The organism is Solidesulfovibrio aerotolerans, from assembly GCF_009856865.1.
Classification (GTDB): Bacteria; Desulfobacterota; Desulfovibrionia; order Desulfovibrionales; family Desulfovibrionaceae; genus Solidesulfovibrio; species Solidesulfovibrio aerotolerans.
This window is the reverse complement of the sequence record NZ_WVUD01000001.1, coordinates 57,754-74,005: the sequence shown is the minus strand read 5'-3', so window position 1 is coordinate 74,005 and position 16,252 is coordinate 57,754. Positions and strand designations below refer to the sequence as shown.

16 protein-coding genes and 1 pseudogene are annotated in these 16,252 nt (G+C 62.0%); 13 read left to right on the top strand and 4 right to left on the bottom strand.

The window, feature by feature from the left end; all coding sequences use genetic code 11:
- Positions 1–150 precede the first annotated feature (150 nt).
- Entirely contained in the window at positions 151–1,125 is a 975-nt protein-coding gene (locus GTA51_RS00315) for an SH3 domain-containing protein (RefSeq protein ID WP_160957731.1), read from the bottom strand.
- Positions 1,126–1,313: 188 nt separating this feature from the next.
- On the opposite strand from GTA51_RS00315, the gene GTA51_RS20820 reads away from it, so the two are divergent.
- The 9 genes from GTA51_RS20820 (at position 1,314) to GTA51_RS00270 (ending at position 10,906) form a co-directional block, all read left to right on the top strand.
- On the top strand, positions 1,314–1,469 hold the full coding sequence (locus GTA51_RS20820; protein ID WP_246197866.1) for a hypothetical protein: 156 nt from the start codon (positions 1,314–1,316) through the stop codon (positions 1,467–1,469).
- Between the two features lie 411 nt (positions 1,470–1,880).
- Complete coding sequence (locus GTA51_RS00305) at positions 1,881–2,540, top strand: CBS domain-containing protein (protein WP_160957729.1); 660 nt, start codon at positions 1,881–1,883, stop codon at positions 2,538–2,540.
- Positions 2,540–3,322, top strand: a complete 783-nt coding sequence (locus GTA51_RS00300; protein WP_160957728.1) for an ABC transporter ATP-binding protein — start codon at positions 2,540–2,542, stop codon at positions 3,320–3,322. The genes GTA51_RS00305 and GTA51_RS00300 overlap by 1 nt, the downstream gene beginning before the upstream one ends.
- Before the next feature lie 139 nt (positions 3,323–3,461).
- The gene (locus tag GTA51_RS00295; RefSeq protein WP_170300314.1) at positions 3,462–5,381 is read left to right on the top strand and encodes an AMP-binding protein; all 1,920 of its coding nucleotides are present in this window, start codon (positions 3,462–3,464) and stop codon (positions 5,379–5,381) included.
- A gap of 58 nt (positions 5,382–5,439) precedes the next feature.
- A complete protein-coding gene (locus tag GTA51_RS00290) occupies positions 5,440–6,327 on the top strand; it encodes an ABC transporter permease subunit (protein ID WP_160957725.1) in 888 nt (295 codons plus the stop codon).
- Positions 6,328–6,330: 3 nt separating this feature from the next.
- On the top strand, positions 6,331–7,377 hold the full coding sequence (locus GTA51_RS00285; RefSeq protein WP_160957723.1) for a branched-chain amino acid ABC transporter permease: 1,047 nt from the start codon (positions 6,331–6,333) through the stop codon (positions 7,375–7,377).
- A 118-nt stretch (positions 7,378–7,495) separates the two neighbouring features.
- The gene (locus tag GTA51_RS00280) at positions 7,496–8,671 is read left to right on the top strand and encodes an ABC transporter substrate-binding protein (protein ID WP_160957722.1); all 1,176 of its coding nucleotides are present in this window, start codon (positions 7,496–7,498) and stop codon (positions 8,669–8,671) included.
- Complete coding sequence (locus tag GTA51_RS00275; protein WP_160957720.1) at positions 8,656–9,474, top strand: ABC transporter ATP-binding protein; 819 nt, start codon at positions 8,656–8,658, stop codon at positions 9,472–9,474. The genes GTA51_RS00280 and GTA51_RS00275 overlap by 16 nt, the downstream gene beginning before the upstream one ends.
- A gap of 163 nt (positions 9,475–9,637) precedes the next feature.
- Positions 9,638–10,906 (top strand): phenylacetate--CoA ligase family protein, encoded by a 1,269-nt coding sequence (locus tag GTA51_RS00270; protein ID WP_160957719.1) that lies wholly within the window; start codon positions 9,638–9,640, stop codon positions 10,904–10,906.
- Between the two features lie 384 nt (positions 10,907–11,290).
- Here GTA51_RS00270 and GTA51_RS00265 read toward each other — a convergent pair whose 3' ends face one another.
- The 3 genes from GTA51_RS00265 to GTA51_RS00255 all read right to left on the bottom strand — a co-directional run bounded on the left by GTA51_RS00265 (position 11,291) and on the right by GTA51_RS00255 (position 13,211).
- Entirely contained in the window at positions 11,291–11,563 is a 273-nt protein-coding gene (locus tag GTA51_RS00265; protein ID WP_160957717.1) for a hypothetical protein, read from the bottom strand.
- Between the two features lie 921 nt (positions 11,564–12,484).
- A complete protein-coding gene (locus tag GTA51_RS00260) occupies positions 12,485–12,907 on the bottom strand; it encodes a type II toxin-antitoxin system MqsA family antitoxin (RefSeq protein WP_160957715.1) in 423 nt (140 codons plus the stop codon).
- Between the two features lies 1 nt (position 12,908).
- Positions 12,909–13,211: a type II toxin-antitoxin system MqsR family toxin gene (locus GTA51_RS00255; RefSeq protein WP_160957714.1), complete on the bottom strand. Its 303-nt coding sequence runs from the start codon at positions 13,209–13,211 to the stop codon at positions 12,909–12,911.
- 449 nt (positions 13,212–13,660) lie between these two features.
- Between GTA51_RS00255 and GTA51_RS00250 the strand changes: the two genes are divergently transcribed.
- The 4 genes and pseudogenes from GTA51_RS00250 to GTA51_RS21590 form a co-directional block, all read left to right on the top strand.
- Positions 13,661–13,948 (top strand): helix-turn-helix transcriptional regulator, encoded by a 288-nt coding sequence (locus tag GTA51_RS00250; protein ID WP_160957712.1) that lies wholly within the window; start codon positions 13,661–13,663, stop codon positions 13,946–13,948.
- Complete coding sequence (locus GTA51_RS00245) at positions 13,945–15,336, top strand: DUF3987 domain-containing protein (protein WP_160957711.1); 1,392 nt, start codon at positions 13,945–13,947, stop codon at positions 15,334–15,336. The genes GTA51_RS00250 and GTA51_RS00245 overlap by 4 nt, the downstream gene beginning before the upstream one ends.
- 190 nt (positions 15,337–15,526) lie before the next feature.
- A complete protein-coding gene (locus tag GTA51_RS00240) occupies positions 15,527–15,910 on the top strand; it encodes a plasmid mobilization protein (protein ID WP_160957709.1) in 384 nt (127 codons plus the stop codon).
- Positions 15,901–16,248 (top strand): annotated as a pseudogene (locus tag GTA51_RS21590) (relaxase/mobilization nuclease domain-containing protein); the annotation flags it as partial. The gene GTA51_RS00240 and the pseudogene GTA51_RS21590, both read left to right, overlap by 10 nt.
- Positions 16,249–16,252: the final 4 nt, after the last annotated feature.

Sequence of the window (16,252 nt, the reverse complement as noted above, 5' to 3'; positions counted from 1 at the left end):
AGGACGCCCGCCCCTTCTGGCGATTGCTTGCAAGGCCCCTGACCGGAAAGGTCAGGGGCCTTTTTGAGGCGCTTGACGGCCTGCCTGCCCCACAGCCATGGGCAGAAGGCCAGACGTGACGGCAAGGCGGCAGGCAGGCCCGTCCCCCGGTCACTGGGTGGCGCGCATGGGCTTGAGCCATTCCACAAGCTGCGCTCCGCCAGGCGTAAAGCGCAGGACGGCCTTGCCGGCCAGCAATTGCGTACCACCCCCCTGTTTAAGATATTCGTAAATATCTGCCTCCGCCAACCCCTGGCCGCGCCACTTGGCAAACGACATCACCCATCGAACGCCGAGGCTATCCCCCTCATACGGCGCAAAGGCGTAGTTCCCGGAGCCTTTCGGCGTTTCCACCAGGGACCGGCCCGCAAAAACCGGTTCAAAAGCCTTCCCGGTCCAGCGGATGCGGTTAAACGCGCTGACGGAAACATCCGACTGGCCGACTGGCGCGAGGATTTCCACCTGCCCGCCGCCGTCGAGGTTGCCGACGAGTTCCGGCCAGGACACGCCGCTGTGATGGCAATAGAAAGCCAGGGGGTTTGCCGGCCCCCGCACGTCGTACACGTCGCCAACAGGCCCCAGCCAGAGGGTGTCACCCGCGCCGGACAACACCCGGATTCTCGCCCCGCCGCCAAAAAGGTCGGGAACATCCTCCAGCGCGACAACGCCACGCCCGGCAGCCCCGCCGAGATCCACCGCAAAACGCCGTGGCATCTCCCGGGCACAACGGAAATCGCCCGGATTTTTTTGTGCGGCGATGTATTGCCCAACCGGAACCAGGCATTTGGCATGCACGAAGCCGCGTGTGCCGTCGTAACGCTCCACCTCGGCCCAGGCGTTGTCCAAGCCAAGAACACGCACCCAATCTCCGGCGTCCAGCGTGCCGAGAATCCTGGCCGTCTTATAGTCACGGCCACCCGCCGCACGCAGATTGTTTCCATTATCGACGCTCACCGCCACCTGTCCCGGCTGCAAGGCCTGCCCCCAGGCGACGGTCGCCGCCAAGAGTATGGCGACACAGCCCACAGCCAGAAGCACACGGCGAAAGAGCGCGCCCGATGCTGCACAATACGCCAAGCGTCCCATAGACCCTCCTCGTTGTTCTGGTATGCGCCCAGACTTCACGAATTACGTGCTTCACACGCAGGCTGCAAGCAGGAGACATTCGCCGCACCGCAACCGGCCAGTCTGAACTGTGGTCCGTACGCCCGGGTGAAAAACCGCGCCAGCTGGCCCAGGCCGGCGGTCAGGCCGGCGATGATTTCTTCGAGCCGGTGTTCTCGCCGGACGATGGCCGCATTCTCTACCACGACATGCGCCAGCTCTACCAACTGGCCCCGGACGGTGCCGCGCTGGTTTTCACCGGGTACACCGACAAGCAAGCCGGCTTGGCCCGACCGTTTCGCCTGTGGCTGGTTCGTCCAGGCTAGCCCCCCGCAGACCTTGGCCCCGGCCAAGATCCCAGACCTGCCTCCGGGCCGTATCACGCCGGGGCCGTTTCCCGAACACCAGCCCAATATCCGCGCCTGCCCCTGTTCCCCTGGGCCGAGTGCCAAACCGCCACGGGCGGCAGACGGGACGCTTGGCAACCACGCCGCCATGGCCACAGCACCCAGGCCAACCACTGCTGCACACGTTAACAGTTGTCAGTGCAACTATATTGCCCGAGCCTTGACCGAGGCACACAAAGCAAATAACATGCTTTACCGTTGGACAAGTTATTATTGAAATTTCTTTCGAACAGTTCTCAGCAGCACCATCCGTACAGGGCTTATTTCCAAGCTTCCCTGCACAGCAGCGGCAGCGCGCACGCATCGCATCCTTTTATGGGGGGGCGAATTATGTACGTCGGTCTCAAGATGCTTAAGGACTTTAAAAAAGTCACGCCGCAAACCCCGGTCCTCGACGCGGACAAACTGCTGACGGGCAGCGATTTCTGGATGCTTCTTGTCGTTGGCGACGACAGAAAGCTCTTGGGCTACGTGCGCAAGGAAGACATCGCCCTGGCCCTGCCTTCCATCATGACCACCCTGGAAAAGCACGAGGCCCTCTACCTCCTGTCCAAGCTCACCGTGCAAAAGATCATGCGCAAGGACATCATTGCCGTGCACCCGGAAATGGAGATCGAGCAGGCCGCCGAAATCATGCACCAGAAAAATCTGGCCGGACTGGCCGTGGTGGGGGACCAGCAAAAGCTCGTCGGCTACATCACCCGTTCGGTCATGCTCGACGTGCTGGTCGAGGAAATGGGGCTCAAACAAGGCGGTTCGCGCATCGTCTTTGAGGTGGAAGACCGCACCGGCGTCCTCCATGAAGTCTCCGGCATCATTAACGAGCTTGGCGTCAGCATCATCGCCACCGGCACGTTTTACCACAACGACCGGCGCATGGTGGTCATCCGGCTGGCCGTGGACGATCCGTGTCTGGTGGCCGGGGCCATCGAACGCAAGGGGTACAAGCTCGTGTCCGCCGCCGACTTTGAAGAGGAGTGGACGAGCTGATGGCCTTTCTGGAAATCGACAACGTCACCCTGACCTTTCGGGGCATCGCGGCCCTGACCGGTGTCAGCTTCACCGTGGACAAAGGCGGCATCGTCTCGCTGATTGGTCCCAACGGGGCCGGCAAGACCAGCATGCTCAACTGCATAAGCGGCCGCTATACCCCGGACTCCGGGAGCATCCACCTCGGCGGGCGCGATCTGCTGGCCGTGCCGGCCCATGCCCGCACCAGCCTTGGCCTGTCGCGTACCTTTCAAAATATCGCGCTGTTTAAGGGCCTCTCGGTGCTCGATAATCTCATGGTCGGCCGCCACGCCCGCATGAGCTATGGCCTGCTGGCCTCCATCCTCTACTTCGGGCCGGCCCGCCGGGCCGAGGACGCCCACCGCCGCCGGGTGGAGGATGTCATCGATTTTCTGCGGCTTTCGCCCTACCGCCACCATCCGGCCGGCAAACTGCCCTACGGCGTGCAAAAACGGGTGGAACTCGGCCGGGCCATGGCGGCCGAATCCGACCTGATCCTGCTGGATGAACCCATGGCCGGCATGAACCTTGAGGAAACCGAGGACATGGCCCGCTATATCCTCGATATCAATGAAGAATGGGGCATGACCGTGCTGCTCGTCGAGCACGACATGGGCGTGGTCATGGATATCTCCAGCAAGGTGGTGGTCCTGGATTTCGGCCGGGTGCTGGCCGAAGGCCCGCCCGAAGCGGTCATGGCCGATCCGGCCGTGGTGGCCGCCTACCTCGGCGGCGAAGACGCGGTGTTTCTGGGGCGCTAGAATTGCGTCCCTTCAAAGTACTGCCGTATTTTAAAGGGAAAAAACGCTTTCAGGGGGTTGCCAGCCGCAGCGGCACAGCCTTTTTCGCGGACACCAAGCGCGGCGTCCGGCAACCGATAACCGATACGCGGATGTGACGATGGGCGACGCCCGAAAAATCTACGACGACACCCTGCCCGGCCTGCTGCTGCGGCGCGCCCGCGCCCATGGCGCAAAGACCGCCCTGCGCGAAAAGCAATGGGGCGTGTGGCAGCGCTTTTCCTGGAGCGACTACCTCGCCGCCGCAGCCGAATTTGCCGGCGGCCTCAAAAAATACGGCCTGGGCCGGGGCGATATCGTCATCCTTATTGGCGACAACCGGCCCGAGTGGCTCTTTGCCGAGCTGGCCATCCAGGCTCTCGGCGGCATTGCCCTGGGCCTGTACCAGGACGCCCCGGCCGAGGAAATCGCCCACATTTTCAAGCTGTCCGAAGCAAGGCTCGTCGTCGCCGAAGACCAGGAGCAGGTGGACAAGATCCTGGGCCTTCGCCCCGAGCTGCCGCATCTGGCCCACATCGTGTACCACGATGCCAAGGGCCTTGCCGGCCTTGACGAACCCGGACTGGTCAGCTTTGAGGCCGTGCGCGACCTTGGCCGCGAACTGGCCGGGGAGTTTGAAGCCTGGACCCGGGCGCTGTCCCCGGATGATCCCTGCCTTATTGCCACCACCTCCGGCACCACCGGCCGGCCCAAGCTGGCCCTGCTCTCGCACAAAAACCTCCTGGCCATGGCCCACAACCTGGGACTGGTGGACGCCAAGCGCGACACCGACGAGTTCGTCTCCTTCCTGCCGCTGGCCTGGATGGGCGAACAGATGATGGCCGCCGCCTCGGCGCTCCTTTTCGGCTTCACCGTCAATTTCCCCGAAGACCCGGACACGGTGCAGGAAAACATCCGGGAGATCGGTCCCCACGTCATTTTCTCGCCCCCGCGCGTCTGGGAGAATCTGGCCGCCCGGGTCCGGGTCAAGATCATGGAGACCACGCCGCTCAAACGCTTTCTCTATGAAAAACTCCTGCCCATCGGCATCCGCTACGCCGATGCCCGCTTTGCCGGCCGCAAGCCGGGCCTGGCCCTGCGTCTGGCCTATTTCCTCGCCTGGGCCTGTCTTTTCCGGGCGCTCAAAGACCGGCTCGGCTTTTCCAACGTCCGTTCGGCCAGCACTGGCGGCGCGGCCCTTGGTCCCGACGCTTTCCGCTTTTTCCACGCCATGGGCGTCAATCTCAAACAGATCTACGGCCAGACCGAAATCGCCGGCATCTCCTGCATCCACCGCGACGGGGCCGTGGATTTCACTTCGGTGGGCCAGCCCATCCCGGACACCGAACTCACCATTGCCGCCGACGGTGAAATCCTGTCCCGGAGTCCGTCGGTCTTTCTCGGCTATTACAAAAACCCCGAGGCCACGGCCGAAACGCTCACCGACGACGGCCGGCTGCGCTCGGGCGATGCCGGCTATTTCGACGACGCCGGCCGGCTGGTGGTCATCGACCGGGTCAAAGACGTCATGACCCTGGCCGACGGCTTCAAGTTCTCGCCCCAGTTCATGGAGAACAAGCTCAAGTTCTCGCCCTACGTCAAAGAGGCCGTGGTCCTCGGCCATACCCGCGACCATCTGGCCGCTATCGTCTGCATCGACGCCGAGATCGTCGGCCGCTGGGCCGAGTCCAAGGGACTCACCTATACCACCTACCAGGATCTGGCCGCCAAGGCCGAGGTCTACGGGCTGGTGCAGGGCGAGATCGCCGGCATAAACGCCGGGTTGGCTCCCCAGATGCGGGTGCGCCGCTTCGCCTTGCTGTTTAAGGAACTCGACGCCGACGACGGCGAACTGACCCGCACCCGCAAGGTGCGCCGCAAAGTGGTCGGCGAGCGCTATGCCGGCCTCATCGAGGCGCTCTATTCCGACGCCTGCAGCCTCAATCTGCGGAGCGAAATCACCTACCAGGACGCCAGCGTCCGGGAGATGTGCGGCGAACTGCGTCTGGAAAACGTGGCCGAGACGGCCGGTCCCGGCTGATTAGCTGCTGTTGCGAAGAATTTGGCCGCCGCGTGCGGCCAGGGCATGAGGAGAGAGCGTGGACTATTATCTGCAACTGCTTGTTTCGGGCCTCGTCATTGGCAGCATCTACAGCCTTGTGGCCCTGGGTTTTGTCATCATCTACAAGGCCACCAAGGTGGTCAATTTCGCCCAGGGCGAGCTGGTCATGGTCGGGGCCTACATCTGCTTTTCCTTGACCGTCCAGGCCAAGCTGCCCTTTCTGGCGGCCTTTTTCCTGACGCTCGCCTTCTCGTTCATTCTCGGCATCGCCATCGAACGGCTCATCCTGCGGCCCATGATCGGCGAACCCATCATAAGCGTCATTATGGTCACCATCGGCCTGTCCTCGGTGCTCAAATCCCTGGTCCAGCTGTTCTGGGGCACGCAGATCCAGGTCTTTCCGCCGGTGCTGCCCCAGGAGCCGGTGATGATCGCCGGGCTGCCCGTGGCCCCGGTCTATCTGGCCGCCTTTGCCCTCTCCATCATCCTCTTCCTCATCTTCTCGGCCTTTTTCAAATACTCGCGCCTGGGCATCGCCATGCGGGCCACGGCCTTTGACCAGCAGGCCGCCGCCAGCATGGGCATCGGGATTAAAAACATCTTCGCCCTGTCCTGGTGCATCGCCGCCATGGTCTCCTCCATCGGCGGGGTCATCCTTGGCAACATCAACGGCATAAACGCCCAGCTCGGGCATCTGGGCCTCAAGGTTTTCCCGGCCGTGATTCTCGGCGGCCTGGACAGCCTGCTGGGCGCGGCCCTGGGCGGCCTTATCATCGGCGTTTTGGAAAACGTCTGCGATGGCGCGGCCAAGGAGTTTCTTGGCCTTGGGGGCTTCAAGGACGTGGCCGCGTTTCTCTTCCTCGTCATCATCCTCATGATCAAACCTTACGGGCTCTTCGGCGCCCGGGAAATCGAGCGGGTGTAGCCCATGCACGGACAATGCGGACTGTTTTTCCGGACCTACGCCGGCGAGGCCCAGCTTTTCCCCGGCCGGTTCTTGAAAATTTCCATGCTCCTTTTTTTCGCGGCCCTGTGTCTGGCTCCCTGGGCCATGAACAAGTACCTCGTCTCCATCCTGTGCCTGATTAATATTTCCGTCATCGGCGCGGTATCCTTAAACCTGCTCACCGGTTCCTGCGGCCAGATCTCCCTGGGCCACGGGGCCTTTTTCGGGGTCGGGGCCTACTCGGCCGCCTATCTGGCCAACCTGGGCCTGCCGTTTCTGCTGGTTCTGCCCGGGGCCGGGGCCATCACGGCCCTGACCGGCATGGTCTTCGGCCTGCCCTCCCTGCGCCTGAAAGGCATCTATCTGGCCATCGCCACCCTGGCCGCCCAGCTCATCCTCGAATACGTCTTTCTCCACTGGGACGCCGTCACCGGCGGTTCCGGCGGCATGGCCCTTGATCCGCCGTCCATTTTCGGCTTCGCCTTCGATTCCGACCTCAAGATGTTCTACCTGACCCTGGCCGTGGCCGTCTTGTGCGTGCTGGCCGTGCGAAACGTCATGCGCACGCGCCTGGGCCGGGCCTTTGTGGCCATCCGCGACTACCACCTCTCGGCCGAGATCGTCGGCGTGGACCTTTTCGCCTACAAGCTGCGGGCCTTTGGCCTCAGTTCCTTTCTGGCCGGTGTGGGCGGAGCGCTCTGGGGCAGCTACACCATGTACATCACCCCGGAGCAGTTCGGCATCGGGCTGTCGGTCAGCTATCTGGCCATGATCATCATCGGGGGTCTGGGCAGCGTCATCGGCGGCGTCTTCGGCGCAGTCTTTATTACCATCCTGCCGGAACTGCTCAATTTTATCGCCCAACATGCCGGCGCGGCTTTCACAGACTTAAGCGGCGCGCTGCTGGCCATGAAGGAAGGCGTCTTTGGCTTGGTCCTGGTCCTGTTCCTGATCTTTGAACCCGAAGGGCTGGCCAACCGCTGGCGGCTCGTCAAATCCTATTGGAAGCTCTATCCCTTTGCCCATTAGCCAGGCGCAAGATGCGGCAACAGTGCCCAAGCGCTCCGCCAGCCGCATGGACAGCAAGGGATTTCCAGACATCCCGGTAGGCAAAGCCGGGACGCAACAAGCAACCGTGGGGGGAAAAATGAAACGACTGGCAAAACTGCTCACCCTGGCCCTGGCCTGGACCCTGGCTGTGCCCGGTGTCGTGCGCGCCGAGGAGTCCGTCAACATCGGCCTTCTCTCCGACCTGTCCGGCCCGACCTCGGCCGTGGGCGTGCCCTACTCCGAGGGCATCAAGGACGCGGCCAAATATTTAAATGAAAACGGCGGCATCGCCGGCAAGCCCCTAAAGCTCATCGAGGTGGACTACGCCTACAACGCCCAACAGGCCCTGTCCGCGTATAAGCGGTTCACCTCCCAGGATAAGATCGTGGCCCTGCAGGGCTGGGGCACCCAGGACACCGAAGCCCTGACCAAGTTCGTGGGCAAGGATCAAATCCCCACCCTGTCGGCTTCCTACTCCGCCCATCTGACCGATCCGGCCAAGGCCCCGTACAACTTCTTCGTGGCCGCCGACTATTCCACCCAGATCCGTGGGGCGCTCAAATACTTCAAAGCCAACTGGAAAGAAGCCCGCGCTCCCAAGGTGGCCTTTGTCTACCCCGACCATCCCTATGGGCTGGTGCCCATCCCGGCGGCCAAGGACTATGCCAAGGAACTGGGCTTTGAGATCGTGGGCGATGAGACCGTGGCCCTGGGAGCCATGGATGCCATGGCCCAGATGCTGCGCCTGCAAAAGCTGGCCCCGGACTACGTCTGGATCGGCGGCACCACACCTTCGGCCGCCGTCATCATGAAGGACGCCCAGAAGCTGGGCTTTAAGACCACGTTTTTCTGCAACATCTGGGGCGTGGACGAAAGCCTGTTCAAGCTGGCCGGCGATGCTGCCAACGGCACCTATTCGCTCCAGACCGCCGTGGTCTACGGCCAGAAGGTTCCCGGCATGGCCGTCATCGAAAAGCTGACCAACGGCGCGCCGAAAATGACCCACTACATCCGGGGCTTTGCCTCCATGCTGGTCATGGCCGAAGGCCTTAAGATCGCCGCCGCCAAAGGCCCGCTTACCGGCCCGGCCATCAAGGACGCCTTGGAAACGCTGCGCGACTACAATCCCATGGGCCTGACCCCGCCCATCAGCTACTTCCCCAACGACCACCGGCCCAATATGTCGGTCATCATCTACAAGGTCGATGCCGGCAAAATGGTCGAAGTGGTCACGGAAACCCTGGAACGCAAGCCCGAATGGCTGGGGAAATAGACGCCGTGGATCTGCTCGCCGTTGAAAACCTCGAAGTCGTTTACAACGACGTGGCGCTCACCCTCAAAGGGCTGTCGCTGCGCGCCGTGCAGGGTCGCATCACGGCCCTGCTCGGGGCCAACGGGGCCGGGAAGTCCACCACCCTCAAAGCCATCTCCGGGCTTTTGGCCGGCGAGGACGGAGCCATCACCGACGGGCGCATCGTCTACGACGGCGCGCCCATAAGCCGGCTCGCCCCGGAACGCATCGTGCGCCTGGGCGTGTTCCAGGTCATGGAAGGCCGGCGGGTGTTTGAGGACATGAGCGTGGAGGACAACCTGCGCTGCGGCGGCGTCACCCGCCCGGCCCGGGAGTTTCGGGCCAGCGTGGAGCGCGTCTACGACTACTTCCCGCGCCTGCGGGAACGTCGGCTGCAACTGGCCGGCTACATGTCCGGCGGCGAGCAGCAGATGCTGGCCATCGGCCGGGCGCTCATCGCCAAACCGCGCCTGCTGCTCCTCGACGAACCCTCCCTGGGACTGGCCCCGCTGCTCGTCGAGGAAATCTTTGACATCATCCGCCGGGTCAACCGCGACGATGGCGTGACCATCCTTTTGGTCGAGCAAAACGCCCGGGCGGCCCTGGGTATCGCCGATGTCGGCTTTATCATGGAAAACGGCCGCATCGTCCTCGACGGCACGTCCCAGGAGCTTTTAAACAATCCCGATGTCCAGGAATTCTATCTGGGCCTGTCCCACGGCGGCGAAAAACGCCGCTACCGGGACGTCAAACACTACCGCCGCCGCAAACGCTGGCTGGGGTAACAGAATAAATAAGAAAAGAGGCCTCCGGCGGCCGGGGGGGATAATCCCCCCCGGACCCCCTTGATGGGATGAGTTTTCAGAGGGGGTATGACGCTGGGGGGTGTGGTCGGTGTGGACAGGATGGCCGAGGCAGGCCCAACGCAATTCGAGAAAGAGGCGAAATATGGACGCAGCAAAGCCCGCTTCCGGCTTGTATTCCCCCCTGGAGGGCATGGACCGCGAGGCCGTGGCGGCCCGCAAATTCGACCGCCTGGGCGAGCTTTTAAACCATGCCTTCGCGCACAGCGGGGAGTTTCGCAGCCGCCTGGAGGCCGCCGGCTTGGTTCCATCGGACATCGCCTCCTGGGACGATTTCGCCCGCATCCCGCCGCTTGGTAAAAAACAGCTCCTCGCCCTCCAGGACGGCGGGGCCGGACTGGCCCGCCTGCTCACCGGCGGTGTTGCCGGGCTGCGGCGCATCTACCAGTCGCCGGGACCGCTCTATGATCCCGAAGGACCGGGGCCGGACTATTGGGGCTGGGCCGAGGCCTTTTACGCCGCCGGCTTTGCCCGGGGCGATCTGGTCCAGATGACCTTTAGCTACCACCTGACCCCGGCCGGACTCATGCTGGAGGAACCGCTGCTGGAACTCGGTTGCGCCGTCATCCCGGCCGGACCGGGCAACACCGACGTCCAGATCGACCTCATGACCCGCCTGCCGGTGACCGGCTTCGTCGGCATGACCAGCTACCTCGACGTCATCGCCGACAAGGCCCGGGAGCGGGGCCTCGACCTGCACCGGGATTTCCGGCTGCGCACGGCCTTTGTGGCGGCCGAGCGCCTGCCCGAGAGCCTGCGCCAGAAGGTGCAGGACGCCTTTGCCATGACCATCCGCCAAGGCTACGGCACGGCCGACGTGGGCTGCATCGCCTACGAATGCTCGGAACTCACCGGCATGCACGTCAGTTCCCGGGGCATTCTCGAAATCTGTGAACCAGGCACCGGCCGTCCCCTGCCTGCCGGCGAGATCGGCGAAGTGGTCTTTACGCCCTTTGTTAACGCCTATCCGCTCATCCGCCTGGCCACGGGCGATCTCTCCAGGCTGGATGACGCGCCCTGCCCCTGCGGCCGCACTTCGCCGCGTCTGACCGGCATCCTCGGCCGGGCCGACGATACGGCCAAGGTCAAAGGGCAGTTCATTTATCCGGCCCAGGCCGCCGAAGTCGCCGCCGGCTTCCCGGCCATCGCCGCGTGGCAGATCGTGGTGCGAAATCCCGACGGCAAAGATGCCATCGAGGTGCGCCTGTGCTGCAGCGAGCCGCTGGACACAGCCGCTTTCGCGGCCCGGTTCCAGGAGCGGCTCAAGCTGCGCCCCCAGGTGACGGTGCTGCCGGCCGAAGAAACCATCGCCCCAGGCGCGCCCAGACTCATCGACCAGCGCCGTTTCGACTAACTCCAGGGCGGCAGGCAGACCCGAACAAGGCCTATGGAAACGGTGGATACGCCAACACCTCAACGCGGCAGCAGCGCGAACGCGCCCCCGGTGGCGACAGGCATGAATACGGGAAAGGAAACGCTGGCCGTTTCATTTCACCGCCTCTCGATAGGCCTTCGTCCGCAGGCAACGCCGGCAGGTCACGGCGGAGGGGTCTATGGTCCCCGACGATCCATAGAGCCGCAGTTCTCCGCAAGCCACTACCCCAGACAAAGAAACGTCATCCTTAACGAGATCAAAATGAATTGTGTTCGTTTCAAGCTGTCGATGCGTCGGGAATATGCGAGTTGAGTCCATAAAGGCCTCTACAATTTGAGAGATGCGTGGGCGCCAACGCGCTTGTTATGAAGGAGGAACGAACGGCTTACTCAGAACCTGGTCTTGATAAAGCGCCACCCATTCATCATACAGTTCACTGATGGCAAGAGAACGCTCCGCAACAATCCGGGCGTCATCCGGCCTTTCGCGGGCCAATTTTTCCGAGACACCGTAAGCCCTTGATTCTTCCAAATAGGTTCCGACCATAACAGAACCGCTATCAAGGTCTCTGGATAAGTCCGGCCACATGGGGAACAAGTCCCGACAACGTTGTTTGAAATCTTCGCTATATTTCATATTGCGTACATCCCCACCTTCTTCCGCCCCAACCCCTCGGCACTGACGATGGAGCCAGGGCTGGTGTCGGTGATAGCGACGGCAGGTGAGCGTGAAGGATTCTTCCCAGGGCGACTGTGGCAAGTTGCGCCTGGAGCAACGCGACCTGGGCAAGCGACGGTGACGGCAGGCCTGGGGTTTCGGTTGTAACGATCCCCTTGCCGGCCAGGGTGGCAAAGAGCCTCGAAGCGGATGCGTCACAACGGCGGGGTGCTGCGCAGGAGGCGAAGTCGGTTCTCGTCACAGCCGGGCGCGGCCCTGCTGCACAGGGCACGAAATCCCCACCACCGTGGGACTCGATGACAAGGTAGCGCATGGTGTCGGCTTTGGCGAGAGGGCGGCCGTGGTTGCTGCGGGCAAATTTACGCTGAGTTGCCGTAGATGCCCCGGACCTCGGCAAACTTCACGAGGAATCACCCCATAGAATCCGAAAGCCGGGGACAGGTGCGGCACAAAATCGCCTTCCAAAAACAAAAGGTCGCGCCCGGCCGTCCTAGACCGTCGCAACCTGTTGATTCTACTGGTGCCCGAGGCCGGAATCGAACCGGCACGTCCCGAAGAACAAGGGATTTTAAGTCTCAAAAATCGCTCAATTTTAACCATATGTTACCACAAATATTCAAATAATATCAGACAGATGAACACTCACGAATTTTCATGAAAATGCACGTTTTTCCAGACCGAGTGGAGCAAAATTGGAGCAAATTGGAGCAACTTTTTTTGCTCCACCGACGAAAAATTTGCATTGCTTCCGGCCTTGGCGGAATGATCCTCCAATCCCGGGGAGAACTCGCGGCTGGCCGGCAAGCGCTCTCCGGAGTGTGCACTGCGACGCCGTTCCCTTTCTGCAGGAGGATGGAAAAGGCAGGACGCCAAGAAGCATCAGCAGGTAGGGCGCCCCTGATTTTCCCGAAGGATCGTGAGCGCGTCAGGCACGGCGTCCAGCACCTTTAACAGGTTGGTCACGGCCCGGCTGGTCAGGGCATCCCCCTTCTCATACTTGGTGAACGCTTTCGGTCCGCCGCCGATGAGGTCGCCGGCCGCCGCCTGGGTCAGCCCGAGCTTTTTGCGGATGCGCTTGACCTGCGGGCCGTCCAACAGCCCCTCGCACCTCGCCTTCATGGCGTTTAGTGCCCGGTCGGAGACCTTCATGTCCGCACGGGTATAGAGACCTTCCCCGCATTTCGGGCAATACCATCCGGGCATGGCGACAGTCATCGTCTGTCCCTTGTAGGAAAATTCCACCGGCCTCACGTCACGAACCATTTCGGTTCCGTCTTCGTGGCACATGGGAAGTGTTTCCATGCTATTTCTCCTTGAAAGAAAGCAGATCAAAGGCCGAAATCCTTCCAGCCATAAATTTCACGTACAAAATCCCAGCGGATGTCGGCACATGATACACATCCTGCCAAGCCGCGTTGTCCGCGTAGGCGGTCATGGATTTGTAAAAGTGCCTGCGGTTCATGCTCTCAATGACCGCCATCATGCCGTCGTAATCGAAGCCGAGGCCTTGGGCTGCCTGGGCGGCGGTTTTCGTCACAGCGACTTCGCCCCTTCTCGCCGCATCCTGGAAAGAGCCCAGGTCATACGTCGGCTTTCGTTTTTCCATGGGAAAAAATTACCATAAAGGTACTTTTCGTCAAGGCCATTTGCTCATGCCCCAGACAGCGCTTTTCCGCCCCCTACCTCCCACCCGCACGAAAACGAATCCCCGACCTTAGCGCGTAACCCGCCCCAGCCACCTCGCAGTCTGAAGCCTCCGAAGGCGTACTTCCGCCCCTCGCGGGGACTACCCCACCGCGGCGAAACCTGCCTTTCCTCCCTCTTCCTCGCTGGCAAGCCCCTGCCAGACGATGTCATTCCACTATATTGCACAGTAGCACTCAATGATACTGCCACGTCTTAACTGCGAAATAGCGGCATCATGGGTGCGCAAAATTTGCGGGGGGGGTACGCAAAATTTGCGTATGGGTGCGAAAATTTTAAGTAATTGACATTTTCTGGCGATATGTGCTTATGCTTGGCGCTCATAGTTTGCACTTCATAGAAGGAGTACCCATGGTCACAAAACGGTTTTACAACATCGAAGAATTGTCCATCATCCTTGGGAAAAGCATCGCTTCCATTCACGGCCATCTCGCTCGCAAGCAGTTTGACGCCGTTCCGCCGCCTATAAAGTTGGGTCGCCGCCTAGCCTGGCAGGTGGAGTCCGTCGACGCTTGGATCGACGACAAAGCCGCCCAGGCCGACATCAAGGCTAAGAATAACCTCGGTCATGCTCTGCCTCCTGCCAGGCGACGCGGCAGACCAACAAAGGCGGAACAGCGGGACAGGGGTGAAAAATGAGCGGCAGACCCTTGGTCGCTTCGCTGCCCTGCGCACGTCAAGAGGCCCAGCCGGATGATCCCATTGGCCTCAACCTCAAGGAGTGGCCTCGATTCTCGTTTGACGCCTGCCCGGGCATCCTGGGCGAGTTCGTGCGGCTGGCGACGCGTGACAGCGAAGCTGATCCGGCGGCGGTCTGCATCACGGCGTTGGTGCGTTTCGGAGCGGAGGTCTACGGCTATGCGCCCGATAAAGGCCCGCACCTCTATGTGGGCGAGACCGTCCACTCGCCGCGCCTCTTTGCCGTCATCTGCGGCAGCACCAGCAAGGCCCGCAAAGGAACCTCTCGACATCCCGTGGCGAAGCTCTTTGGGCGGGAACACTGCCTGCCCGCTGATCTGAAGGTCTGGGGCGTCCCTTTGCCCGCCAGAGAGAGTGGCGGCCCGCTCTCCACGGGAGAAGGGCTGGCCCATCATGTACGCGACGAAAGCGATGAGGAGCGGGAACGGAGACAGCGTCAGAACCCTGCTGAACCGGTCCGCGAAAAGGGAGACAAAAGGCTCGTCATCATGGACGAGGAGTTTGCCAGCGCCCTTGCCTGCACCAAACGGGAAGGCAACACGCTCTCCATGGGCATCCGCTGTTTCTGGGACTCCGGCGACTATGCCCCCCTGACCAAGAACAACCCCGTTCTGGTGCGCGGCGCGCACATCAGCATCATCACCCACATCACCATGCAGGAACTAGCCGTGTGTTTGGGCGAGGTGCAGGCCGTGAATGGCTTCGGCAACCGTTTCCTCTGGATATGCGCCCGGCGCTCGAAACTGGTCGCCCTGCCTTCACGGATGCCGGACGCAGAGCTTGCGCCCTTGCAACGTGAGCTTTGGCGGTGCGTGGGACAAGCCCAGCAACGCGGCGTCATGACCATGACGTCGAATGCCCTGGAGCTCTGGCGACACGTCTACCCAGAGCTCTCCCAGGAGCACACGGGACTGGCCGGGAGCATTATCAACCGGGCCGAAGCCCAAACCCTCCGTCTGGCTCTCCTCTATGCGCTCTTGGACGCTCAGGGGAAAATCGAGGAGCCCCACCTGCAAGCGGCCCTTGTCATGTGGCGCTATGCCCAGGATTCGGCGCGCTACATCTTCGGAGACCGGGCGACGGACCCGCTGGAAGATAAAATCCTGGAAGCGCTCAGGGCCGGCCCGCTCACGGCCACCGAACTAAGCACCGTCCTGAGCAGGCATGTCCCCCGCGACCGCCTCAAACCCCTGCTGCAACAACTCGAGGCACAACAGCGCATCACCATCACCAAGCTGAAAAATGCGGGCCGTCCCCGGATCATCCTGGCTCTGCGCGAATTAAGCGAAAAAAGCGAAATAAGCGAAGAAAGGAGGAATCTCGCGTGAACCTTATTTCGCTTATTTCGCTTTTTTCGCCATCGGTATGTTGTTGCGGGAAGCCTGCGCGCATCGGCGGCATGTCGCAGAGCCAGCCTACCCGTTGTGGGCACGCGCTGACGCGGTGCCCCCTGCCGGGGCTGGCGGGTGGGCTGCGCCCCCCTCGACCCCTGCCAAAGGCATCAAGGCAGGTGACGCCATGAAAGAAAAGGCTCCGAGCCGGACAGCCTGGATCAAACTTCGCGTCACCCCGGCTGAGAAGGAAGCGATCACGGCCAAGGCGCAAGCCCAGGGCCAGACTGTGACGGATTTCATCCGCCAACGCGCCCTGGACTACCGCCTTCGCCAAACACCTTTAGAGAAGGAGCACGTTCGCCAGCTTGCCCGAGTGGGCGCGAACCTGAACCAACTGGCTAGGTGGGCCAATACGTACAAAAGCCGGGCAGAGACCATTCAGGTCTTGGTTGCCCTCTTGAGTATCGAGAGGTCCCTCAAGCGAGGCGCAGGCGCTGGAGAAGGCGAGCGGCAAGAGCCCTCTTCCTCCATGGAGTCAAACGCCTTCAGGGAGACGCCATGTACATGAAGGTCTTCCAGCACGGTCAGGGGGCCGGGGATGGGCCGACGCGCTATCTGGTGCGGCCGGACTACCCGGACCGGGACAAATATCCGCCCGAGGTGCTGCGCGGCGATCCTGAGCTGACGCGAGAGCTGATCGACTCCCTGGACACCAAATGGAAGTTCACGGCAGGGGTCCTTTCCTGGCATCCGGACGAAGTCGTGACGCCCAAGCAGGAAACGCGCGTCATGGAGGACTTCGAGGCCGTGGCCTTTGCCAGCCTGGAGCCGGATCAGCGCAATATCCTTTGGGTGAGGCATCACCATGCCGGGCATCATGAGCTCCATTTCGTCATCCCTCGCGTGGAAC